Source organism: Zooshikella sp. RANM57 (assembly GCF_050749885.1).
Lineage (GTDB): Bacteria > Pseudomonadota > Gammaproteobacteria > Pseudomonadales > Zooshikellaceae > Zooshikella.
The window spans coordinates 394,384-417,528 of sequence record NZ_JBOIUB010000003.1; the positions used below are offsets into that span (position 1 = coordinate 394,384).

Annotated in this window: 20 protein-coding genes and 4 tRNA genes; 12 read left to right on the forward strand and 12 right to left on the reverse strand. The window is 41.0% G+C overall.

What is annotated here, in order from left to right; genetic code table 11:
• The first annotated feature begins 93 nt into the window (after nt 1–93).
• A complete protein-coding gene (locus tag ACQ96U_RS09130; protein ID WP_431720937.1) occupies nt 94–396 on the forward strand; it encodes a YebG family protein in 303 nt (100 codons plus the stop codon).
• 135 nt (nt 397–531) lie between these two features.
• Nucleotides 532–3,414: an RNA polymerase-associated protein RapA gene (rapA, locus tag ACQ96U_RS09135; RefSeq protein WP_431720938.1), complete on the forward strand. Its 2,883-nt coding sequence runs from the start codon at nt 532–534 to the stop codon at nt 3,412–3,414.
• A 124-nt stretch (nt 3,415–3,538) separates the two neighbouring features.
• Here rapA and lpxL read toward each other — a convergent pair whose 3' ends face one another.
• Entirely contained in the window at nt 3,539–4,444 is a 906-nt protein-coding gene (gene lpxL / locus ACQ96U_RS09140; RefSeq protein WP_431720939.1) for an LpxL/LpxP family Kdo(2)-lipid IV(A) lauroyl/palmitoleoyl acyltransferase, read from the reverse strand.
• Nucleotides 4,445–4,683: 239 nt separating this feature from the next.
• On the opposite strand from lpxL, the gene minC reads away from it, so the two are divergent.
• The 4 genes from minC to ACQ96U_RS09160 all read left to right on the forward strand — a co-directional run bounded on the left by minC (nt 4,684) and on the right by ACQ96U_RS09160 (nt 7,255).
• Nucleotides 4,684–5,424, forward strand: a complete 741-nt coding sequence (gene minC, locus ACQ96U_RS09145) for a septum site-determining protein MinC (RefSeq protein WP_431720940.1) — start codon at nt 4,684–4,686, stop codon at nt 5,422–5,424.
• Between the two features lie 55 nt (nt 5,425–5,479).
• On the forward strand, nt 5,480–6,289 hold the full coding sequence (minD, locus tag ACQ96U_RS09150; RefSeq protein WP_431720941.1) for a septum site-determining protein MinD: 810 nt from the start codon (nt 5,480–5,482) through the stop codon (nt 6,287–6,289).
• A 6-nt stretch (nt 6,290–6,295) separates the two neighbouring features.
• Nucleotides 6,296–6,565, forward strand: a complete 270-nt coding sequence (gene minE, locus ACQ96U_RS09155; RefSeq protein WP_431720942.1) for a cell division topological specificity factor MinE — start codon at nt 6,296–6,298, stop codon at nt 6,563–6,565.
• A gap of 102 nt (nt 6,566–6,667) precedes the next feature.
• Nucleotides 6,668–7,255 (forward strand): pseudouridine synthase, encoded by a 588-nt coding sequence (locus ACQ96U_RS09160; RefSeq protein WP_431720943.1) that lies wholly within the window; start codon nt 6,668–6,670, stop codon nt 7,253–7,255.
• A gap of 6 nt (nt 7,256–7,261) precedes the next feature.
• Here ACQ96U_RS09160 and ACQ96U_RS09165 read toward each other — a convergent pair whose 3' ends face one another.
• Complete coding sequence (locus ACQ96U_RS09165; RefSeq protein ID WP_431720944.1) at nt 7,262–8,416, reverse strand: tRNA-queuosine alpha-mannosyltransferase domain-containing protein; 1,155 nt, start codon at nt 8,414–8,416, stop codon at nt 7,262–7,264.
• A gap of 55 nt (nt 8,417–8,471) precedes the next feature.
• On the opposite strand from ACQ96U_RS09165, the gene ACQ96U_RS09170 reads away from it, so the two are divergent.
• From ACQ96U_RS09170 to ACQ96U_RS09180, 3 genes are all read left to right on the forward strand, one after another.
• The gene (locus tag ACQ96U_RS09170; protein WP_431720945.1) at nt 8,472–9,788 is read left to right on the forward strand and encodes a M18 family aminopeptidase; all 1,317 of its coding nucleotides are present in this window, start codon (nt 8,472–8,474) and stop codon (nt 9,786–9,788) included.
• Between the two features lie 212 nt (nt 9,789–10,000).
• Nucleotides 10,001–10,177: a hypothetical protein gene (locus ACQ96U_RS09175; protein ID WP_431720946.1), complete on the forward strand. Its 177-nt coding sequence runs from the start codon at nt 10,001–10,003 to the stop codon at nt 10,175–10,177.
• Between the two features lie 446 nt (nt 10,178–10,623).
• Nucleotides 10,624–12,744, forward strand: a complete 2,121-nt coding sequence (locus tag ACQ96U_RS09180) for a carboxy terminal-processing peptidase (RefSeq protein WP_431720947.1) — start codon at nt 10,624–10,626, stop codon at nt 12,742–12,744.
• A gap of 311 nt (nt 12,745–13,055) precedes the next feature.
• Here the strand turns inward: ACQ96U_RS09180 and ACQ96U_RS09185 are convergent.
• The 4 genes from ACQ96U_RS09185 to ACQ96U_RS09200 form a co-directional block, all read right to left on the reverse strand.
• A tRNA-Asp gene (locus ACQ96U_RS09185) sits at nt 13,056–13,132 on the reverse strand.
• 15 nt (nt 13,133–13,147) lie between these two features.
• Nucleotides 13,148–13,223 (reverse strand) — tRNA-Val (locus tag ACQ96U_RS09190).
• A gap of 252 nt (nt 13,224–13,475) precedes the next feature.
• A tRNA-Asp gene (locus tag ACQ96U_RS09195) sits at nt 13,476–13,552 on the reverse strand.
• 15 nt (nt 13,553–13,567) lie between these two features.
• A tRNA-Val gene (locus tag ACQ96U_RS09200) sits at nt 13,568–13,643 on the reverse strand.
• Between the two features lie 291 nt (nt 13,644–13,934).
• Between ACQ96U_RS09200 and rdgC the strand changes: the two genes are divergently transcribed.
• Nucleotides 13,935–14,846, forward strand: coding sequence for a recombination-associated protein RdgC (gene rdgC / locus ACQ96U_RS09205; protein ID WP_431720948.1), 912 nt, complete (start codon nt 13,935–13,937; stop codon nt 14,844–14,846).
• Nucleotides 14,847–14,870: 24 nt separating this feature from the next.
• On the opposite strand, the gene ACQ96U_RS09210 is transcribed toward rdgC, so the two are convergent.
• The 4 genes from ACQ96U_RS09210 to dapA form a co-directional block, all read right to left on the reverse strand.
• The gene (locus ACQ96U_RS09210) at nt 14,871–15,725 is read right to left on the reverse strand and encodes a tetratricopeptide repeat protein (protein WP_431720949.1); all 855 of its coding nucleotides are present in this window, start codon (nt 15,723–15,725) and stop codon (nt 14,871–14,873) included.
• A 424-nt stretch (nt 15,726–16,149) separates the two neighbouring features.
• Entirely contained in the window at nt 16,150–16,866 is a 717-nt protein-coding gene (gene purC, locus ACQ96U_RS09215) for a phosphoribosylaminoimidazolesuccinocarboxamide synthase (protein WP_431720950.1), read from the reverse strand.
• An 89-nt stretch (nt 16,867–16,955) separates the two neighbouring features.
• The gene (gene bamC / locus ACQ96U_RS09220) at nt 16,956–18,125 is read right to left on the reverse strand and encodes an outer membrane protein assembly factor BamC (protein ID WP_431720951.1); all 1,170 of its coding nucleotides are present in this window, start codon (nt 18,123–18,125) and stop codon (nt 16,956–16,958) included.
• Entirely contained in the window at nt 18,125–19,000 is an 876-nt protein-coding gene (dapA, locus tag ACQ96U_RS09225; RefSeq protein WP_431720952.1) for a 4-hydroxy-tetrahydrodipicolinate synthase, read from the reverse strand. Before dapA ends, bamC begins: the two co-directional genes overlap by 1 nt.
• 392 nt (nt 19,001–19,392) lie before the next feature.
• On the opposite strand from dapA, the gene ACQ96U_RS09230 reads away from it, so the two are divergent.
• Nucleotides 19,393–19,860, forward strand: coding sequence for a peroxiredoxin (locus tag ACQ96U_RS09230; RefSeq protein WP_431720953.1), 468 nt, complete (start codon nt 19,393–19,395; stop codon nt 19,858–19,860).
• A gap of 42 nt (nt 19,861–19,902) precedes the next feature.
• On the opposite strand, the gene ACQ96U_RS09235 is transcribed toward ACQ96U_RS09230, so the two are convergent.
• Both ACQ96U_RS09235 and ACQ96U_RS09240 read right to left on the reverse strand, forming a co-directional pair.
• Complete coding sequence (locus ACQ96U_RS09235; RefSeq protein WP_431720954.1) at nt 19,903–20,979, reverse strand: AI-2E family transporter; 1,077 nt, start codon at nt 20,977–20,979, stop codon at nt 19,903–19,905.
• Nucleotides 20,980–21,034: 55 nt separating this feature from the next.
• Nucleotides 21,035–21,268, reverse strand: a complete 234-nt coding sequence (locus ACQ96U_RS09240; RefSeq protein WP_431720955.1) for a sulfurtransferase TusA family protein — start codon at nt 21,266–21,268, stop codon at nt 21,035–21,037.
• A 370-nt stretch (nt 21,269–21,638) separates the two neighbouring features.
• On the opposite strand from ACQ96U_RS09240, the gene ACQ96U_RS09245 reads away from it, so the two are divergent.
• A complete protein-coding gene (locus ACQ96U_RS09245; RefSeq protein ID WP_431720956.1) occupies nt 21,639–23,075 on the forward strand; it encodes a M48 family metalloprotease in 1,437 nt (478 codons plus the stop codon).
• Nucleotides 23,076–23,145 lie beyond the last annotated feature (70 nt).

Below are 23,145 nucleotides of genomic sequence, written 5' to 3' on the forward strand. Positions count from 1 at the left end.
TAGACATCAATACTGATATTTTATACAGTATGTGCTTTACTCTAGGGATACCAACTCAACCCTTATCCTGCGTAAATTCAATCGAGGTGACCCATGCCGGTAATACCCATGTGGAAATGTGATAGGGATGGCAGTATGTTTGATGATAAAAAAGCTGCTGAAGAGCACGATAAAATGCTGGAGCTGGCGGCTAACATCACTCACATGTTAGAACGTCATTATTCAACAATTGATGAAGAACTTGCGGAAGACATTGGCTTGCTTTTCGCACAAAACAAAGAAACAATCGCTAAAGCAATAAAAGGAAAGCCTGAGCTTATTTTAGAAATTGAGCCTCAGGCTGACCAGAAAGCAGCTGCATCCTCCAGTAAAAAAACTGAGAAAAAAGACGCATAATGTTGCATTGCTGGCTTACACTTGATAAACCGTGTAAGCCAGTCTGACAATTATTATTTGTCTCACCTCCCTATTGTCATTCTGTCAGGATCAGCTACCATAGCGGCTTTTTTTCAGAGGTAGTAGGCGTAAAGCATGACAACATTTGTTCCAGGACAACGTTGGATTAGTGATACCGAAACAGAGCTGGGTCTGGGTACCATTCTGACGCTGGATAACCGCCTGGTCACGCTATTATTTCCTTCCACTGGCGACACACGGATTTACTCTATCCATAATGCTCCCTTGACCCGGGTGGTTTTTAATATTGGTGATACAATTGAAAATCATGAAGGTGTGCAGGTTCAGGTCACAGACGTTGCTACTAAAAATGAGTTAATCACTTACACTGGTAGCAATTCTACAGGAGAAACGCTTGAGGTACCCGAATCATGCTTGAGTAACTTTATCACCTTTAATAAACCTCAAGAGCGTTTGTTAGCTGGACAGCTAGATCAAAACCAGCACTTTTCCCTTAGGTATAAAACATTACAACATAATCACCAGTTACTCAGCTCTAAACTACTCGGTTTAGTAGGCTCACGCACAGCGTTAATTCCCCATCAGCTACATATTGCTTATGAGGTAGGGCAACGTACAGCACCTCGTGTATTACTTGCAGATGAGGTAGGCCTTGGGAAAACCATTGAGGCTGGGCTGATCATTTATCAACAGCTTTTATCAATGCGTGCTCAGCGTGTTTTAGTTATCGTCCCTGAAACACTTCAGCACCAATGGCTAGTTGAACTTCTTCGTCGATTTAATCTGCATTTTAGCCTGTTTGATTTAGAACGCTGTCAGCAATACCCTGACGAAAATCCTTTTGACAGTGCACAACTTGTACTAACAAGCCTGGAATTCATCTCTCAGCACCCAATTTACCACGAGCAGTGCTGCACAGCTGGCTGGGACTTAGTGATTGTCGATGAAGCTCACCACTTAACCTGGTCAGCAGAGCGACCCAGCGAACAGTATGTATGCATTGAAAAGTTGGCGCATGCAACGCCAGGCGTGCTACTACTAACCGCAACGCCTGAACAACTGGGTAAAGAGAGTCATTTTGCTCGGCTAAGGCTGTTAGACCCTATACGTTTTCATAACTTAGAAGCCTTTATTGAAGAAGAAGCCGCTTACACACCTGTAGCAAAAGCAGTGCAAAACCTAATTGAACTTGACTCAATTAGTGAAGATACCGCTAAACTACTTCTGACGTTTACTTCTACAGAGCAGCATAGAGCACAAGACTTAATAGCCGTTATTCAAACATCTAAAGATAACGACGAGCGAGAGCAAGCAAAATCTTCTCTCATCAATATACTGCTTGATAGGCACGGCACCAGTCGTGTTCTATTTCGTAATACGCGTGCTGGTGTGCATGGTTTTCCTGGGCGACTGGTACAACCTTACCCACAACAAATACCCGAACTGTACAAACTTGCCTGGGAAGATAGCGAAAAGCTAGAAGAGTTTCTCTTTCCTGAAATTGCATACCAGCAACGAATTACTATTGACGATAAAGATCCTTGGTGGCGGTTCGACCCAAGAGTTGATTGGCTCCTTACGCTACTCAAAGCATTAAAAGGCGAAAAAATATTACTGATTTGTGCTAATGCAACAACGGCCCTCGACCTTGACGAAGCAATTCGTGTTCGCTCTGGGGTACCAAGTGCTGTATTTGAAGAAGGCATGTCGATCATTGAGCGGGATCGTGCAGCAGCTTATTTTGCAGATCAAGAATATGGGGCACAAATTTTAATTTGTTCAGAAATTGGTAGTGAGGGACGCAATTTCCAATTTGCTCACCACTTGGTTTTGTTTGACTTACCTCTCAATCCCGACCTGCTGGAACAACGCATTGGTCGTCTTGACCGGATTGGACAAACAGAAGCTATTAGAATTCATGTGCCTTATTTTGAGAGTTCATCTCAAGCCATGATCTATAGCTGGTACCATGACGGCTTAAATGCTTTTCTGGATACCTGTCCTGCTGGCACTCAGTTATACTCACTCTTTCAAGAAGAAATAATTGCTTTATGCCATCAAAAAAAGCCTCTTGAAGATAATAAATGGCCAACCCTACTCAAAAATACCCAGCAGCAGCTTAAACAAATTGCACATAACCTTCATGAAGGGCGAGACCGCCTTCTTGAGCTTAATTCGCAAGGAAACATTAAAAGCTTTGACTTGATTAACGCTTTACAAAATGAAGGAAATAGCAAAAAGCTACGCAAATACACTGAAAAATTGTTTAGCTGTTTTGGTATTGACCATGAAGATCACTCAAAGGACTGTATTGTCGTCAGACCCAGTGAGCAAATGCTAGTCCCCTCATTCCCTGGCTTGCAAGAAGAAGGTATGACAATGACCTTTAGCCGGGACACGGCTCTTAGTCGTGAAGATATACACTTTCTCACCTGGGAACACCCTATTATTCGTAACGGTATGGAGATGTTACTCGATAGTGAGTTTGGAAACACAACAGTTGCTCTGCTAAAAAATAAAGCGCTTAAACCTGGCACAATGCTAGTAGAAGCAATTTATGTAGTAGTACCACCAGTAGAGCACCGTCAATTACATCGCTTTTTACCCCCTACCAGTATTCGTACTTTAATCGACCCGAAAGGTAATGACCTCAATAACAGCGTTAATTTTGATACACTCGATGCTCAGTTACATCCTTTAAAGAAAAAGACAGCACGAAAACTGGTCAAAGCACAGCATGAACCTATCATGCAAACATTAAAGCACGCTGAAAATGCTGCGATGCAACAAATGCCAGATATTATCAAATCAGCGACTCAAGTTTTTAGGACAACGCTTGAAGCTGAGCTTGAGCGTTTGCAAGCACTAAAAGAGGTAAATCCCAATATCCGGGAAGAAGAGATTACACATCTTCAACACACTATCGCATCAGGGCTTAGCGGGTTATCTCAAGCTCAACTACGACTTGATGCTGTACGCGTTATGTTCGCGGGGTAAAACTGTCAGCAAGTGAAAGCATTAGCATCCTGCTAATGCTTTACACTTTAATTTTTTAAAAACACCTCTTAAATATTTTTTAACGGTGTCCTTAACCACAATTATCGCGCTTTAATTCAAATAACTAATATAATTTAGCCTCTCCCTCTGGACGCGTTTTAAAGCGGCGATGTAACCACATATACTGATCTGGTTGTTTGCGGATTTCTTGCTCAATGCACTGATTAACTCTAATGGCATCAGCAGTCTCATCCGTTGAAGGAAAATCTGTCAGTGCTGGGTGAATGGTAACTAAATAACCTTTATTGCCAGATAACCGCTGCTGTGAAAACACCACAACTTTTGCCTTACCCATCCGAGCAAACTTTGACGTTGCAGTAACAGTAGCCGCTTGAACACCAAAAAAAGGCACAAAAACACTTTGTTTTGGACCGTAGTCTTGATCAGGCGCATACCACACTATGCGACCATCACGTAGAGCCTTTAACATTGTTCGAATATCTTTTCTAGGAATCGTGCGCGAAGAAGGATGATAATTCTCCCGACCTTGTCTTTGCACATAATCAAATACTGGGTTTTTGTGTTTACGGTACATACCATCAATTGGAAAGTGCAGACCAAGCAATGCAGCACCAACTTCCAACGTTGTGAAATGCATTGCAACTAATAACACCCCCTCACCTTTTAATGCTTCAAGATGCTCCTTACCCTCAAATACAACATGTTTTGCCAGCCGTGACTTTGGCCACCACCATGCCATCCCTGTTTCCAGCATGCTAATACCCAAAGACTGAAAACTCTGCTTCACCAGTGCAGCTTGGTCATCTGATGATAGCTCAGGAAAACACAGCTTTATATTGGTTTCCGCAATATGGCGACGCTGTTTTCCTAAATAATATGCAATTTTTCCTAAACCTTTTCCTATAAATTGGATCCATGCATAGGGCAGTTGACAAAGCAACCACATTACACCTAACCCCAGCCAGGTTAACCAAAACCGAGGATGGAAAAATTGTTTGGAAAATTTCAAAGGCTCCATAAAAACACTCAAATACTAATGACGATCAGTGCTCAATGATTAGCCTCATTGACACATACGCGTTTAATAAAATAGCAATTGATGCTAAAAACAACTACAGTTAGTCATGCTGCCATTATAAATAATGACTACTGAAACCTATGACAGTCACTTTATAAACTCATGCCATAAAATCTATTACCCAATGACCCAGGAAAATTCAGCAATAAACTCTAACTGATGCGCAAACAATGACTGCGAATGCCTCTCTTCCCCAAAATGCCACTGGTTTCCAGTTAAAAAGAAGCCGGTTAACGCTGACCACGCTTGAGCTGCTTAGCCTTGAGCTCGAAGTAATTCGACTTCAATTAACAGAGCAGGCCAAGCTTGCACCCAATTTACTCCATGACATGCCTGTGATATTAAGTTTAGAAAAAGCGGCTCTGCCAGAGAAAACGTGCAATATTAACGCGATCATCCACGAATGTGAACGAATGGGGTTAAGAATAATAGCAATTCGAGCACCTGCCCACTGGCGTCCTTACCTAAAAACAACTGAAATTGCCTATTTACCCACACTTTCTGCACAGTCCGACGAACCAATTAGCAAACCTCAACGTCAAACCGTAGAGCAAACAACAAACTCAGAACCAAAGCCCATACACCCAAAGCATGTTGTCGTGAATAAACCTGTACGCTCAGGCCAACAAGTAATTGCGCCTGAAGGAGATCTTATCGTTCTTGCGCCAGTCAGTGCAGGTGCGGAGTTATTGGCAAAAGGTAACATTCATGTATATGGACCTCTTAGAGGGCGAGCACTTGCGGGCATAGAAGGCAACACAAATTCAGGTATTTTTTGCTTACAGTTTGCAGCTGAGCTTGTAGCAATCGCAGGGCACTATATGACAGAAATGACCCCCTTCCAGTCTTTCTGGCAAAAAGGTGCTCATATTTTTCGTGAAGGAGAAAACTTGCAGATCCTTCCACTTTAAACAATAATTTTTTGAGAAATTACGCTAGAAACTAATTTTTTTATAGGGTGCTACGTTGGCCAAAATAATTGTTGTCACTTCAGGCAAAGGTGGCGTTGGCAAAACCACGACCAGTGCAGCTATTGCCACAGGTTTAGCAATGCGTGGTTATAAAACAGTTGTCATCGACTTTGATGTAGGGTTACGTAATCTTGACTTAGTCATGGGCTGTGAACGCCGCGTGGTGTACGACTTTGTTAATGTTATTAACGAAGAGTCAAACTTAAAACAAGCTCTCATCAAAGATAAACGAATCGCCAATTTATTTGTTTTACCTGCTTCGCAAACGCGGGATAAAGAAGCATTAACAAAAGAAGGCGTAGGATGTGTTTTAGAAGAGCTTCGCCAATCCTTTGATTATATCGTTTGTGACTCTCCTGCTGGTATAGAAAAAGGTGCTCTAATGGCGCTTTATTATGCAGACGAAGCCATTATTGTCACTAACCCTGAAATTTCTTCCGTTCGTGACTCAGATAGAATCCTGGGTATTTTACAAAGTAAGTCTATTCGAGCTGAGCAAGATCTAGAGCCAGTTAAAGAATATTTACTGCTTAGCCGATATGACCCTGAGCGAGTAAACCGTGGTGAAATGCTGAGCGTAAGCGATGTAGAAGAAATTCTTGCCATTCCTTTATTGGGAGTTATTCCTGAGTCAAAAGCCGTCCTTAAGGCATCGAACCAAGGAATTCCTGTTATCCATGATGCTGAAAGTGATGCAGGACAAGCCTATGCTGATTCTGTAGATCGATTTCTTGGTAAAGATCTGCCCCACCGCTTTCTTGAAGTGCAAAAGAAAGGCCTGCTCAAGCGGATGTTTGGAGGCTAACCTATCATGAGTTTTTTTGAGATTTTTAAAAATACTAAAAAAGACGCCAGTGCTTCAATGGCTAAAGAACGCCTGCAAATCATTGTGGCACATGAACGTGCCACGCGTGATGGACCAGATTATTTACCCGCTTTACAGCGAGATATATTAGAGGTCGTACGTCGTTATATTTCAATCAATCCAGAAGATGTTGCCGTTAATTTTGATACCCTCGATGACTATGCCATTTTGGAGCTCAATGTGACCCTACCCGAAAATGTTCCAGCACAAGAATAGCTCATTGACTTTCTGAAGCTAAAGCAGTTCCTGCCGTATCACAGGTTAAGCCTCATGCCCCAGCAAGCAGCACTTGATATTATCTTTTAAGATAATCATATTTTGGTTGTCGATAAGCCTAGTGGCTTGCTGGCGGTTCCAGGCCGCTTACCTGAGCATAAAGATAGCATTTCATCTCGAGCACAACAGTTGTTTCCTAATGCCTTGATCGTGCACCGCCTTGACTGGGAAACCTCAGGGTTAATGGTACTTGCCTTAGATAAAACATCGCACCGAAACTTATCAAAACAGTTTCATGATCGCTTAGTTGATAAATGCTATGAAGCTGTAGTACATGGTGCAATAAAAGAAGGTCATGGAAAAGCAACTTGGCCTCTTTGTGTTGATTGGCCAAATCGTCCAAAGCAAAAAGTGGACTATCAACAAGGCAAACCTGCTTTAACTCACTGGCACGTTATACACAAAACGCAACAGTACTCCAATGTTGAGCTTAAACCTGTGACAGGTCGCTCTCATCAGTTACGTGTACACATGATGATGCTAGGACATCCAATCCTTGGTGATTCACTGTATGCACCAAACGAAGTACAACAGTTGAGTGAACGGATGTTACTTCATGCAAAATACCTAAAGTTTGATCACCCAATTCATGCCAGATCTATGTCTTTTTCTTCTCCTGTTCCCTTTTAGAAACCGTTATAACTCACGCTTAGTTAATGACGAACATACTTGACTAAATAAAGAGGCATAATCTTCTTTTAACGAAGACCAATACCACTTTTGCATTACAGGTGCTTGAGGAAATTTATTTTCCTGTTTTGCAACTACAAGTTGATATAGCCTTTTTACCAAACCATCTGTCTCATTTTCAATGTCATCAACATTAGATTGATAACAGTACTCTTTAGAAAATAAATAAGGGTAAGCAAGCCGGTCAGGTACAACGGGAATACAGCCAAATGCCACAGCTTCTTGAATGGCTATTCCTTGAAAGTCATGTAGTGCCGTAGAAACAACAACATCACTGTTCGCCAGCAACTGATGATAGTCTTTACAGCTATCAATAAATCCCCACTGCCCAACTATACCTGAGTATTTCTGATAAAACTCAGCAAAGCATGGTGGTTTACTCCTAAATTGTTGTCCAACCACATGAATACACATACTTGTTGTTTTAGCGGCTAACTGAGCAATTGCTGAAAAAAAACGCTCTGGTGCTTTATCATACTCCCAACGATGATTCCAAACGATCTGCAACTTCGGTTCTGATACAGTAGATTTGACCTGAAATAAATGATCTGCTTGAAGTGGTACTGGTACCACTCTGCTCTTTCTTACTATTTCAGATATCACATTTTTTGGCACACCATCTGGCAATTGATTTAATAATTTTTTTGCTCCAACAATAAAAGTCTCTTGATTATAACGTGTATTAAATACCACGCAGTCAGCCGCTAATGCAGAATAAAGCGTTACAATTTGAGCCCCAACTGAGTCAACTATGTTTTCTTGAGTTGGATAAACGAATTGATTTTCATGAAAATAAACAATTGTTGGTATTTTACTTAACTCAGGCACCAGTCCTCGAAGGGAGGACAAATCTGTCATGGATGTCGCAATGATTAAATCATACGGTTTAAGTAGTATATCCCGATAACCCATTCCCAGTGTCAGGCTATTCCCTCTGATTCGCCAAGAAAAATAACGAGGAGGCAGTGCCAATACTGTCCACTCTATTTCAGGAAATGCTTTTACTAGTCCGGTATGCCAATAACGGTGACTCACTGCATCATAAGGTGAAAGAAGCAAAATACGTTTAGGGAAATTAACGAGTGTATTGTTTTCTGGCATAGCTTTGGCACTATATAAATAAAACAAAGCTTTCATTATGGATTTTGAGTAACGTATGAGCACATTGTCAGACTTCAATCATCAACTTCTACAGTTTTTGAATACCTCCCCTACACCGTTTCATGCAGTTTCTTCTATGACAGAACTGCTAATTAACGCGGGGTTTACACCTTTAAAAGAAAATGAAGATTGGTCACTCAAAGATTTTCAGGGATATTTTATCACAAGGAATGACTCTTCAATTATTGCTTTTACAACAGGCAATCAGCAATACACTAAACATGGCTGGCGTTTTGTTGGCGCCCATACAGATAGCCCCTGCCTTAAAGTTAAACCAAATGCCGATCTATATCAGCAAAATTATTGGCAATTAGGTGTGGAAGTTTATGGTGGTGCATTACTAAACCCTTGGTATGATCGAGACCTATCCTTGGCTGGCCGCGTTACTTTTTTAAATAATCAACAACAGGTTTGCAGCACCTTAATTAATTTTGAAGAGCCTATAGCAATCATTCCAAGTTTAGCCATTCACTTAGATAGAAATGCTAACAAAGAACGTTCAATCAATCCGCAAACTGATATTCCTCCTATCTTAAGCTTAATAGCAGAGGACTGCACAGAAAAACCTACCCTCAATAAACTTTTAATCGATCAACTGAATAGTACGGACCATCAAGATGTTAAAGAAATTTTAGATTACGAACTTTGCTTCTATGACAAACAACCTCCCGCTCTAGTTGGCCTAAAAAAAGAGTTTATTGCCAGTGCTCGACTGGATAATTTGTTAAGTTGCTTTATTGGACTTCATGCTCTAGTCAGTAGTGACTATCAAAGTAATGATGCACCATGTCTATTGGTTTGTAACGATCATGAAGAGGTCGGTAGTCAATCACACTGTGGCGCTCAGGGACCTTTTTTACAACAAACATTAACTCGAATCATGGGCAGTCCTATTACCGCCGCTAAAGCAATGACAAACTCACTTATGATTTCTGTCGATAACGCTCATGGAATTCACCCAAACTATGCGGACCGGCATGATGCTAACCATGGTCCCATACTTAATCGAGGTCCAGTCATTAAACAAAACTGTAATCAGCGTTATGCAACAAACAGTGAAACAGCGGCTATTTACAAATGGTTAAGCCAGCAACAAAATGCCCCCTTTCAATCATTTGTTGTTCGCACTGATATGGCTTGTGGCTCAACCATCGGCCCAATTAGTGCCGGAGAATTAGGGGTTAAAACATTAGACATTGGTGTTCCTACTTTCGCTATGCACTCACCAAGAGAATTGGCTGGGAGCCAAGATAGCTATACATTAAATAATGTATTACAAGCCTTTTTTAAAACATCTCAGCTTCCTTCATAAATCAACCACAAATAGCACTAAAGCCCTAACTTTTCCGTAATAAAAAAACTGCGACTTTATGAAAATATAGTCGCAGCAGCATCCACATTTACGTATTCATACGGAGTTAGTTCACATTAAATTGGTGCTAAAATAACCATCACGGATTGAGATAAGCCAAATCCTCAGTCTGAAGCAGCCAGAACTTGCACGATCAACGCTTGGAGCTCAAAATGCCTACCAGAACCAAAAGAGCAAGCTTTGCTGACCACATCGCCTGCCATCGTTTTGGAAAACGATCAGTAAAAAATACTCAAAACTCAACGGCTACTCTTCTTAAGTCTAAGTTCACAACCAAAATTGATATTGAAAACGATTCAAACGCAAATTTTGTGCGAGGCTATAACTAAATAACAAATAGCTCTGAAGCACTATTTAGTTTTCTTTTGTTAGATTGAACTTAGCTAACGACCAAGATTTCTTTAAGCCACTTAATATTACATGTTAAGTGGCTTTATATTATCTAGCAATTTCAAATTCATTATATATAACCTTTCCTTCGTAACTTAATTACACTCATCCAACACAGTTTTTTAGCCACCGAAAGCGGTCACTCTCACATCATTAGCTTTCCAGCTCACATATTGACAGGTTCTAGATTCCTCCCAACGTGTTTTATGCAGTTGTTCAAGGCTGATACAACCATAAATAGGCTAAACTTAACACGTAAAACAGGTTATGATTGCAAATATCCCCCCTCCTGGAATTAGGATACTGGGAACTAATAATGCATACAGGCTCTCCAAATAGGGCATAAAAAGACCATAAGCATCGGAAAGGTATCGAGCATTAACCAATGGCATTAAATCTCTGTAAAAACAAGCTAATACATGCACTATTATTTACTACCCTGACTGGCATATCACTTGCCACAGTGGCAAAGGTTATTCCTGCAGAACAGCTGAATTTGCAAGAATTAACGCCTACTGAAGATCAACGTCTGGCAACTGTAAACATGGTGCAATTATTGCGTCGTCATTATGAAAAGATCCCTCTTAACGACCAAAGCTCAGTTAAAATTTTTGACAGATACCTCGAAAATCTTGACCCTGACCGACGCTATTTCCTAGTTCAAGATATTAATGAGTTTGAAAAGTACCGCCATAAACTAGATAACGATTTGAAAACAGGCAATCTTCGTCATGCATTTGAAATATTTAATCGTTATCAAGCCCATGTTAAACAACACTTGCTTTTCAACCTTAAACTGTTGAAGCGTGGTGTTAACCGCTTTAATTTTGCTATCAAAGAAACCCTTGAAACTGATCGAAAAAATGCTCGCTGGCCAGTGACTCATACAGAGCAACAAAGTTTATGGCGAAAAATATTGAAAGACCGCATACTACGATTGAGGCTTGCTGGCAAGGAAGATAAAGAAATAACCAAACTGCTTACTAAGCGCTTTAATAACCAGCTCAATCGACTGCATCAAAACAATAATGAGGATGCTTACCAAATTTTTGTAAATGCCTTCACACAAATCTATGACCCTCATACGCAATACTTTTCACCTCGCAGAGCTGAAAACTTTGATATCAATATGAGCCTTAAGCTTGAAGGTATTGGTGCTGTTTTACAGTCTGAAGACGAATACACAAAGGTCGTCCGTCTAGTAAATAAAGGACCTGCCGATAAAGCTGGTCAACTAAAACCAGCTGATAAGATTGTTGGTGTAGGCCAGGGAACAAAGGGTGAGATAGTTGATGTAATCGGCTGGCGGCTAGATGAAGTCGTTGAGTTGATACGCGGTAAAAAAGACACCATTGTAAGATTAGAGGTTCTTCCTTCTGGCAGTGACAGCACAGGGCCAGGAAAAGTTTATTCTATCAAGCGTGACACTGTTAAACTTGAAGAACAGTCAGCTCAGAAAAAGCTGTTCAGCATTAAAGAAAAAGGAAAAACATTTAAAGTTGGCATTATCCAGATTCCAACGTTTTACATTGACTTCAAATCCGCTCAAGCAGGCGACCCCTACTATAAAAGCACAACACGAGATGTTAAGCGTCTTTTAAAAGAGCTGGAAAAAGAAAAAATTGATGGCCTGATTATTGACCTGCGAAATAACGGTGGTGGCTCACTACAAGAAGCCAATGAGCTTACTGGATTATTTATAAAGCAAGGTCCTACCGTTGTTGTTAAAGACAGCTTTGGTCGAGTTGACACCCAGGAAGATCCTGACAGCTCAATTTACTATGATGGCCCTATGGCTGTTCTTGTTAACCGTTTAAGTGCTTCTGCATCTGAGATTTTTGCTGGCGCTATGCAAGACTATCGCCGTGCACTTGTCGTTGGCAGCCAAACTTTTGGTAAAGGCACTGTACAAAGCATTCAGCCACTAAATCATGGGCAGCTTAAATACACCCTGGCTAAATTTTATCGCATATCTGGGCAAAGCACGCAGCATCAAGGCATTATGCCTGACATACATTTTCCTGCTGTCTACAATACTGAAGAAATAGGTGAAAGCTCATTACCTGATGCCCTACCCTGGGATACTATTAAGCCTGTCCGACATACGCCTTACCAAGCCAATATTCCTGAAATGATGCTATTGCAAAAGAAGCACAATCAACGGATTCAAACCAGTCCTGATTTTATATACATTCAGGATCAGCTGAACTATCAAAGAGAACTGGAAAAACAAACAACGATCTCCTTAAATGAAAAACAACGACAAGAAGAGCTTAAACAGCGTCAGGAGCAGAGACTCTCAATAGAAAACATCTTCCGTAAAGCAAAAGGTAAGAATGTTTACAAAGACTATTCTGACTTTGAAAAAACAGCTGCGGAAGAAAGTCAAAAGGACCAAGACGATCTTCCTGTTGAGGATGATGCCTATCTATTTGAAGCTGGTAATGTATTAGTTGATTACATCCAACTTAAGCACCGTATTGCTGCTAATGATAATGTTTTCTAAACATTGTTGAATTCGCTTAGTATCATGCTATTAGCCAGAAATGGCTAATAGCTTTAATATTTTTCCTTCCTGACCGCACTTCATTACCACAGCCAAAGCCCTCATTAACAACCCAACTAAGAAAACAAAGCAAACCTAACTCATGTTCTGCCTTATATTTCGCAGGCTATGAAGAAGATAACAAGCAAATAAGGTTGAGTATTAAGCACTATTAGTACTAGAAAAACGACTAACTGATAAGTTAGAAATGCTTAATTGAGTGATGTGAAATGAAATAAAAGAAGAAATACTAAGTGTATTTTTAGAATTAATGGCGGAGCGGACGGGACTCGAACCCGCGACCCCCGGCGTGACAGGCCGGTATTCTAACCAACTGAACTACCGCTCCGAATCCTGTAAGAAATGGTGGGCAGAGAGGGGATCGAACCCCCGACCCTCGCCTTGTAAGGGCGATGCTCTCCCAGCTGAGCTATCTGCCCATCGCTTCAGGACGGAGCGCATTATACGCACTATAGATGATTGATTGCAACTATCTTTTAATATTTTTCACTGGTAGTAGCCAAGGTCCAGCACTTAAACACAAGCCATGAATTCCACTTACTGTAGGAGTTAAACGAGAATATAAAAGTAAGCTCTAAAATAACTCAGCTTTATAAAAGCACGACTAACTGTGGGTAGTTTTTGCAACGAATAAGAGCAAGAAGAAAACTAGAAATTTTATGAAGTGAGAATGGCGGAGCGGACGGGACTCGAACCCGCGACCCCCGGCGTGACAGGCCGGTATTCTAACCAACTGAACTACCGCTCCGAATCCTGTAAGAAATGGTGGGCAGAGAGGGGATCGAACCCCCGACCCTCGCCTTGTAAGGGCGATGCTCTCCCAGCTGAGCTATCTGCCCATCGATTCAGGACGGAGCGAATTATATAAGCGCTTTTGCTAGCAATGCAACCCTTCTGTAAAGTTTTTTCTTATTTAGCACTCTATTTCAGCCAACTAGCTCATTTAAACAATCTTACCTACCAATCAAAAAACTAACGAGTAATTCTACAAAAACTGTTCTGACGTGATTATTATCCTGACAGCAATATTTAACACCAATATGCTAATTGAGAAGCATCCAGAGCAAAAAGCTTTGAGGTGCCAAGTAAGCTTTTGCTAACATGCGGCCTCTTAACAAAGTGAGGCAAGTATGTGGTTTAAAAACTTAATCGCTTACCGTTTAACTAAACCCATTGATTTTGATAGTGAACAACTTGATCAACAACTCCAGGATCATTTATTTACCCCCTGTACTAAACAGCAAGCTTCCACCTATGGCTGGGTGCCCCCGCTGGACTCACACAGTGATTTACTTGTTCATCAAGCTCACGGCCTTCTGCTTATATGTGCCAAACGAGAAGACAAAATACTCCCTTCATCAGTTATCAAAGATTTTGTTCAAGATAAAGTTATTGAAATAGAAGAAAGCCAATTCCGTAAAGTCACTCGTAAAGAACGTGATCAAATAAAAGAAGACACTATTCAGGCGCTTTTACCAAAAGCATTTAGCCGCTCTCAAAAAACATTTGCTTGCTTAGCACCACAACAAGGTTGGTTACTAGTGGATGCTGCAAGCCATAAGAAAGCGGAAGAACTGACAAGCTTTCTTCGGCAGTCCATAGGCTCACTACCTGTTGTACCACTAATGCCTAATGATGCACCAAACACTATTATGACCAGCTGGCTTAACGGTAATGAGTTACCAACACCTTTTATTATTGGCGATGAATGTGAACTGAGAGAACCAACAGAGGATGGCAGTATCATTCGTTGTAAGCGTCAAGACTTGCTTAATGATGAAATTTGCACACTGATTACTAATGGCAAGCAAGTTAGCAAACTGTCCTTACAGCTAGAAGCAGAGTTATCCTTTGTCCTTGCAGATGACTTCACACTTAAACGCTTAAAGTTTGCAGATGAATTGATAGAGCAAGCCTCTATTGATGATCCAGATAATAAAGCGGCACAATTTGATGCAGACTTTACCCTCATGACTACAACATTGTTAGCACTTCTTGATAAGCTAGGAGAACAGTTCGGAGGGTTTTCTAACGATGAATAAAGCCCTCCTTGAGGGCTTTTAAGACTAGTGCATTAGACTAAACAACTTGCGACGGAATAACTTAACACGATCATCTGCAGACCCCAGCAAATCAAAAACTTGCAACATCAATAATCTGGCACCGTCTTCTTTAAAGGTTCGATCCTGTTGCACAATAGTGAAAAGTAGAGACAATGCAGACTCATACTCATCATCTACCACTCGCCTGATTGCCAATTGGTAAGAAGCTTCTAAATCCTTAGGCTGTTTGCTTACCTGTGCCTCAAGTTCACTTGTGGAAGGCAACGCTGCAGCCATTTCATAAAAGGCAATTTTGGCTTTAGGCTGTTCTATACCTGGTGCATCATCAGGAATGCCAGCCATTACCTGCTTTGCATCTTCAATTTTCCCTGTTTGTAACAGTAATTTAGCTAACTGAACTTTTAGCGCCTGATTATCAGGCTCACTTTGTAACATTTGTTGAACAAACAATAGCGCTTGATCAAACTGCCCAGCCTCAACTAAAGCATCAACTTGCATTTGAATCCGATCTGCAGGACTCATCGTCAGCTCATCCAATACAGCCTTTATGTCAGCCTCACTGGTTAACCCCGTAAACTCTTGAGCAATTTGCCCTTGAAAAATTATTTTTAATGTGGGTAAAGAGCGTACGGCCAAATGTTGTGCCAACATGGGTTGTTCATCAGCATTAACTTTCGCAACAATAAATTTACCACCATAGGCTGTTGCCAGCTTTTCCAGAATAGGAAGTTGGTTTTTACAGGGCTGACACCAATCTGCCCAAAAATCTAGCAACACGGGTACTGACTGCGACTTTTCAACAACCACCTGCTGAAAGTTATCAACAGTGACATCAACAATATAAGGGTTGTCTGACATGCTCTCTTCCAAACAATGTTTTTAAATAGACGTGTTATCTGACACTTTAAATGTTGCAACTCAAATAAAAATGCTAAAGGCTACTATCAAAGTGCACAATAAACTATTCAACTTTGTAAGCTTATATATAGGAACATGGTGTTCTTAGTTGTGCATTTCAAGCATGGTGATTTAAAGCCAGAAAGAGGGTTACTCACAGTTTCTGTGGATAAGTTTGTGGATCACCCTTATAAACAAGGACTAAATCCTATAAATATAGACCTATTCTTTAAATTGCACAGCAAATGTACACTTCATTTTAGTGACTCATCAGTAACAAGCCAACGATAAATTTATAAGAAACTGAATGTACAATCCTGCCCAACGTGTCACCACTCATTAGCTAATGTGCTAACAAACAGTGACACCACACTAGAAAAAATACTTAGTAATTAAAGGTAATTCCTAACCTCTGCCCTACTTCTTCATAAGCTTCAACCACATTACCTAGCCCTTGACGAAACCGGTCTTTATCAAGCTTAGCTCTGGTTTCAGCATCCCATAGACGACAACCATCGGGGGTAAACTCATCGCCAAGTACTAGCTCACCTTCATAAAGCCCAAATTCAAGCTTGTAATCAACTAACAAGAGCCCTGCAGATAGAAAGAGTGGCTTAAGCACATCGTTTACCGCAAGCGTAAGTTCTTTCATTCGCTCAACGTGCTCGGCCTCAGCCCAGCCAAATGCCGCAATATGATAGTCATTAATCATTGGGTCGCCGAGCTCATCATTTTTTAAGAAAAATTCAAAAATAGGCTGTTCAAGCGTAATCCCTTCCTGAACGCCTAAACGACGACAGATACTTCCTGCAGCAATGTTTCTCACCACACATTCTACTGGAATCATCTTTAAGCATTTAACCAAAGACTCTTGTGTTGATAGCATTTTATCAAAGTGAGTTGCTATACCTGCAGCCTCAAGTTTTTCCATAATAAAAGCATTAAACTGGTTATTAACAGCACCTTTACGATTTAATGCCTCTTTCTTCTTTCCATCAAACGCAGAAGTATCATCACGAAAGTGCAATACCAGTCGATTTGGATCATCTGTCGTATAAACCGACTTTGCTTTCCCCGAATACAGCTCATTACGCTTTTCCATTGATTTTCTCCACGAACAAATCACTATTGCGGCACACAGAATAATTTAGACAAAAAAAACCAGGCGCTAGGCCTGGTCTTTCAACATCACTATCGCAAGTTATCCTTTATTAACCTTAGCAAATCCTGACTAAAGTCTTTTGGAGCAATGGTGTTAATGTCTTTCTCAACAGAAACATATACTTTATTACCAAAGGGCGTGACCCTAATTTGGTATTGTGTTGGTTTAACAGCCCCTTTTTCTTTATCATCATCACCAAACAGACGGGAAAAGAATCCAGGATTTTCCTCTTCAGCCTTCACTGGCTCCTGGTTCTCACCAACAGCAATATAGTACAAACCTGCTGACCTGTTCTTATCTGCCACCTTAATATTTGCATTAGCCAGCGCTTGGCCTGTAGCTGCCCAGCTTCGCTCAAAAGGTGCCTTGATCAGTAGAGCAGGATTACCATTACCATCCTCATCAAGCAACGCTGTTTCACTAAGGTCAAGAGAGGTATCTACTGCCTGCTGACCACTTCCTCCTCGAGAAAAATACAGTAAGAGCTCGTTCACCATTCCTGCCGCATAAGCATCAGTCGATTGTTTATGCTTTTCCCAATCTATTTGTTCATCATCATCACGTTGTGACTTTGTTTGCCGAGCATGCATAACAAAAAGCTGAGTTTCTCCTGTCTCTGCACGTTTCGTTACAAATACCCGAAACTTGTCATTAAACAAGTCTTCATCGTCATCGCCAATCAAGTCCAAGATAAAGTGACCAATAAAGTCAGCATTACTGTACTCACGAGGCGTTAACCAACCTGTTTCCATCACGCCAGCTGATGTATCTTGCTTTTCCAGTGAAATTTTATTTTGCTTCCAAAAAGACAGCAATTCCTGCCAAACATAGTCAGGTGTTTTATCGGTAATCATCCAACGTAAAGGTCCACGCTTGATAATTTGATAATGGACATTATCCGACTTCACTACTACACGCTCAGGCCGTGGTAACCGAAACTCATCAGGTAACGTTGTATCCTGATTAATTTCAGGAATCGCCATAGCATCATCGATAGCATTCTCTTTTAATCGTTCTGATAGCTTTAAGCGAGGCGTGGTTTCCGCTTTTAAATAATCATTGGAACGGTCTCTAATGTACCCCCCGTCACCAAAAAAACTACACCCAGATAATAGAGCACTGGCTGTTACAGAAAATGCCACAAGCAGGCATTTCAGACGACCTGGGTTAAGGTCAGTTTGAACATAATTAGGCGCCATTATAGCAATCCTTGTTCCCGTAAAATATCAACTAATGGTGCTCGGAATTGTTCACTTAAGGGGGTTAACGGTAAACGTATTCCTTTATCAACTAACTTCATTTCTACCAAAGCCCACTTAACAGGGATGGGGTTTGACTCCCAAAATAATGCTTTATGTAGTGGCATAAGGCTATTATTCAATGCTCTAGCTTCTTCCGTTTTACCCGCGATAGCCAAGGTACATAACTCAGCTATTTTAGCAGGCGCCACATTTGCCGTTACAGAAATATTCCCCTTACCTCCTGCCAGCATAAGCTCCACTGCTGTTGCATCATCCCCCGACAATACCAAAAACTCGCTCCCACACTGCTCAATAATATCCACAGCACGAGAGACATCACCTGTTGCTTCTTTGATACCAATAATATTAGGGAGTTCAGACAAGCGTTTTACCGTTTCAGGGAGCAGGTCAACGGCTGTACGGCCAGGCACATTATACAGAATTTGAGGTATATCGATTTGCTCAGCTATCGTTTTAAAGTGCTGAAATAACCCTTCCTGAGTTGGTTTGTTATAGTAAGGCGTTACTAATAAACAGGCATCAGCACCAGCATCTTTGGCCTCCTGGGTAAGAATGAGTGCTTCAGCTGTTGAGTTTGCCCCCGTCCCCGCTATCACAGGAATCCTTCCTTTCACCTGTTGTACAACATGTTTAATCACTTTCAAGTGTTCAGGAACAGTCAGGGTTGCAGACTCGCCAGTGGTTCCCACAGCAACGATAGCATGAGTACCTTGTTCCAAATGAAAGTCAACCAGTCTCGTCAAGCATTCCCAATCAATACCACCCCCACTATGCATAGGGGTTACTAGGGCTACAATGCTGCCTGAAATCATTGCCTTGCTCCATTCACACTTTAATTGGCGGTTATGTTACTGAGGCTGGCTGAATTGCTCAAGTAATCCGGTAATATTCATGCCTAAAAAAAATACTTTGCAGCTTGAGTATGTTTTAAGTCACATAACATTGACTAAGTGAACAAATTGCAGCTAGCCAACCGCCACCCTCTCCTGCAAATAGCTTTATCTCTTTACCTAATCTTAATAAAATCATACTCTAATAATTCCACCGCAATCCGTTAAATTATTACATATTTCTGGCTTCATACCTGTATAAGCAGTACACAGGTAGTCGCTAGTGATCATCATAACCCCACTCTGGGTTTCTCATATCTAACTAACTGTGACTGTAATCCAGCAACAACTGTACAAAGAGTAAGGACGGCATAATGAGTGTAACCGTGGGTGAACCAGTAAATGACTTTCAAGCACAAGCAACTAACAATAAAGATGTCTTGTTGTCAGCCCTGAAAGGATATAACGTCGTACTTTATTTTTATCCTAAAGACAGTACACCAGGCTGTACAACCGAAGGACAAGACTTCAGAGACCACTATGACGAGTTTAAAGCATGCAAAACAGTTGTGTTTGGCGTATCCCGCGACGCCCTAAAATCGCACGAAGCCTTTAAGCAGAAACAAAACTTTCCCTTTGCACTTATTTCAGATCCAGATGAAGAACTGTGCAAGCAATTTGATGTCATCAAAATGAAAAATATGTACGGCAAACAGGTCATGGGCATTGAGCGCAGTACATTTTTGATTGATAAAGAAGGCGTACTTCGACAAGAATGGCGTAAAGTATCCATTCCAGGTCATGTTAAAGAAGTACTCGCTGCGGCAGAGTCTCTGCCTTAAGCAGCTTTATGACTATTGGTCAAACCCGCGAATAATGCGGGTTTACCCTTCTGTTTTAATAGATACTCCATCCGAAACTCTTGGCCAGGCTGACAGTAGCGCCTTGAGCAGCGTTGCTAACGGTATAGCAAAAAATACTCCCCAAAAACCCCAAAGCCCTCCAAACACAAGCACTGCAACAATAATTGCAACAGGATGTAAGTTAACGGCTTCAGAGAAAAGTAAGGGTACTAATACATTCCCATCAAGCGCCTGAATAATGCCGTATACAACCATTAAAATAATAAAGTCATTACCCCAGCCCCACTGAAAGAAGCCAATTAATGCAACAGGAATGGTGACAACCGCTGCGCCAATATAAGGTACAATAACAGACAACCCCACGAGCAAACCTAATAAGGCAGCATAATTAACATTCAAAAAGGCAAACGCAATATAAGTAACCGTTCCTACAATAAGAATTTCAATGACCTTACCACGCACATAATTTGCGATTTGCTCATTCATTTCCTCTGAAACGCGATCAATCAAAGGACGTTCACTTGGTAAAAAAGCTGTTACCCAATTGAGTAAAACGTTTCGATCCTTCAAAAAGAAAAAAACAAGAATAGGTACAAGGATTAAATAAACAATAATTCCCACAAAATTAGGCAGTTGAGAAAGCGAAAAGGACAACACCGTTTGTCCTAGATCAGCTAACTGTTTACTTGCAGAACTGATCCATAAATTAACTTGAGACTCTGAAATAAACTCAGGATATTTCTCTGGTAGCAATAATAGAATCTGACGTCCATCTTTAATCATGGAAGGCAGTTCATTAACTAAACCTGTTATTTGGTCCCAAATTAAGGGTAACAATACAAAGCATATCAAAGTTAATGCAGCAACAAATAAAATAAACACAATGGTTACTGCAAGTGTATGAGGTGTTTTATATTTTTCTAATAAAGCAACCAAACCTTGAAGCAAAAATGCTAATACCAATGCAGCCAATGCTGGAGCCAGCATAACGCCCATGGTAAGAATCACAACAAGTCCCACCACCAAGAGCACTGTTAATACTACTGCTTCCTGGTCAGAAAAATAGCGATGAAACCAGCTTTTAAAAACATCTAACATGCTGTGTACCTTTCATACCATGTACGTTTTGATTTGGCATCTTGCCTTAAAGCCACTAAGATATTTTTTTAATCCTGTGGTAGTAAACCCCATCAACCAAATCACTTGACAGTAACTTGTGCCCACTCAGTTGACAATATGCGGCAAAATCTCTGACTGAGCCAGGGTCTGTGGCCGCGACATTGAGTACCTGCCCCGGCTGCATTGATACAAGTGCTTGTTTAGCCTTCAACAATGGCATTGGACAACGCTGCCCAATCATATCCAGTTCGATATCAGTAGTTGTCATGGTGGCTCAATAATTTGCTGTTATCCTAAAGTTAAAGCTTTGCCAAGGAACAAAAGTGTGCTCAATGCACTCGAATCAACTAAATAATTGCAGTATAAGGAATAATGCTAACTCATTATTACGGCTAGCATCCATAAACGCAATGCACTAAAACGTAATGCACTAACACTAAATAGTGCTGAGATAGTACTGAGGCTTTTAGCAGACAGTTTAAATCTCATCATGCTAATGTATTTTAACTTAACAGGATGGCAATTGACTGTCACTAACGACACAATAGGATCAGGGTTTCATTTATAAACGCTCTTTCGGATAGCCGTCAGAAGAACAGTTTGAATCTTTTTTATCCGCTGGCGAAAAAAATCTCATCATGTTTAAAAAAATTTGCACAACACTAAGTACCTGTTCATTGGCTCTTTCATTGACAGTCGCAGGGAATGAACTCTTACTTCCTGACCTAGGGGATAGTAGTTCAGCTATTGTTTCTCCATCCCATGAACATAAGCTTGGCCGAGCATTTCTCGCCTCCCTTCGCGGCCAGATCCCCATGCTGCAGGATGCAGAAGTACAGGACTATGTTGAGGAACTGATTTTTAAACTCATCAATACCAGTGAAGTAAAAGACCGTCGTTTAGAGATCGTAGTCATCGATAGTCCTAAGCTTAATGCCTTTGCTGCACCAGGTGGCATCATTGGAATTAATGCCGGTCTTTTTCTCTATGCCAAAAATGAACATCAATTTGCCTCAGTCATTGCCCATGAATTAGCACACTTAAGTCAACGTCACTATGCTCGTGGTGTCGAAAATGCAGAACGAAATAAACTGCCTTACATTGCAGCAACACTCGCCAGCATAGCCGTTCTTGCTGCCGGTGGAGGAGATGCTGGGTTTGCGGCACTAGCTACCACACAGGCCGGCATGCGCAGCCAAATGCTCAGTTTTAGCCGTCAAAATGAACGGGAAGCAGACAATGTTGGTATTCAAAACCTCTATCGTGCGGGAATGAACCCTCAAGCTATGCCTGCAATGTTTGAACAAATGAATCATGCAACACGCTTTCTTGGACAAAAACCACCTGAATTTTTGTTAACTCACCCAGTCACTCAAAACCGTATTGCTGACTCGAAAAGCCGAGCAGCACAATTTCCTAAACAAAGCTACACTTATAACCCTCGCTATGAACTAATCAAAGCCAAAATTAAGCTCCATTATGCCAGTACACCCCAAACTGCAGCCAAACAGTTCAAAGCTAACGCCAAACAAACCGCAGCACGTTATGGTCTCTCACTGGCACAAATAGCAAGTAGCCAACTAAAACAAGCCCAAAGCACACTCAAACCACTTTATGAAAAATCACCTGATAATATCCAGTTTGCACTCGCACAAGCGCGACTGGAAAAAGCGATGGGAAATATAACCCAAGCAAACAAAACAGTGACAACCTTATTGGATATTTATCCAAACAATCATGCATTAATGTTGCAACTGGCAGAAAACCAGATAGCAGGAAAACAATATGCAAAGGCTGAACAAACCTTACGTCGTCTTTCGCGCAATCGTGCGACCGACCCCTATGTATGGTACTTACTTGCAGAGGCACGAGGTTTAAATAAAAATATTTTGGGTGTACATGAGGCCCGAGCTGAATACTACCGTCTCAATGGTAATGTCGATAAAGCGATTGAGCACCTTGAATACGCTTTGAAACTTGCAAAAGGTAAGTTTGCGATTACTGCAAAGTTAAACAAACAAATAGAAGACCTCAGAGCCTACAAAAAAGAGTTAAAAGACCTTGGCTTTGGTTAAAAAATTTATTTAAGGAAGAGTTCAGATTTACAACAATAAAAAAGCCAACAAAATCCTGTTGGCTTTTTTA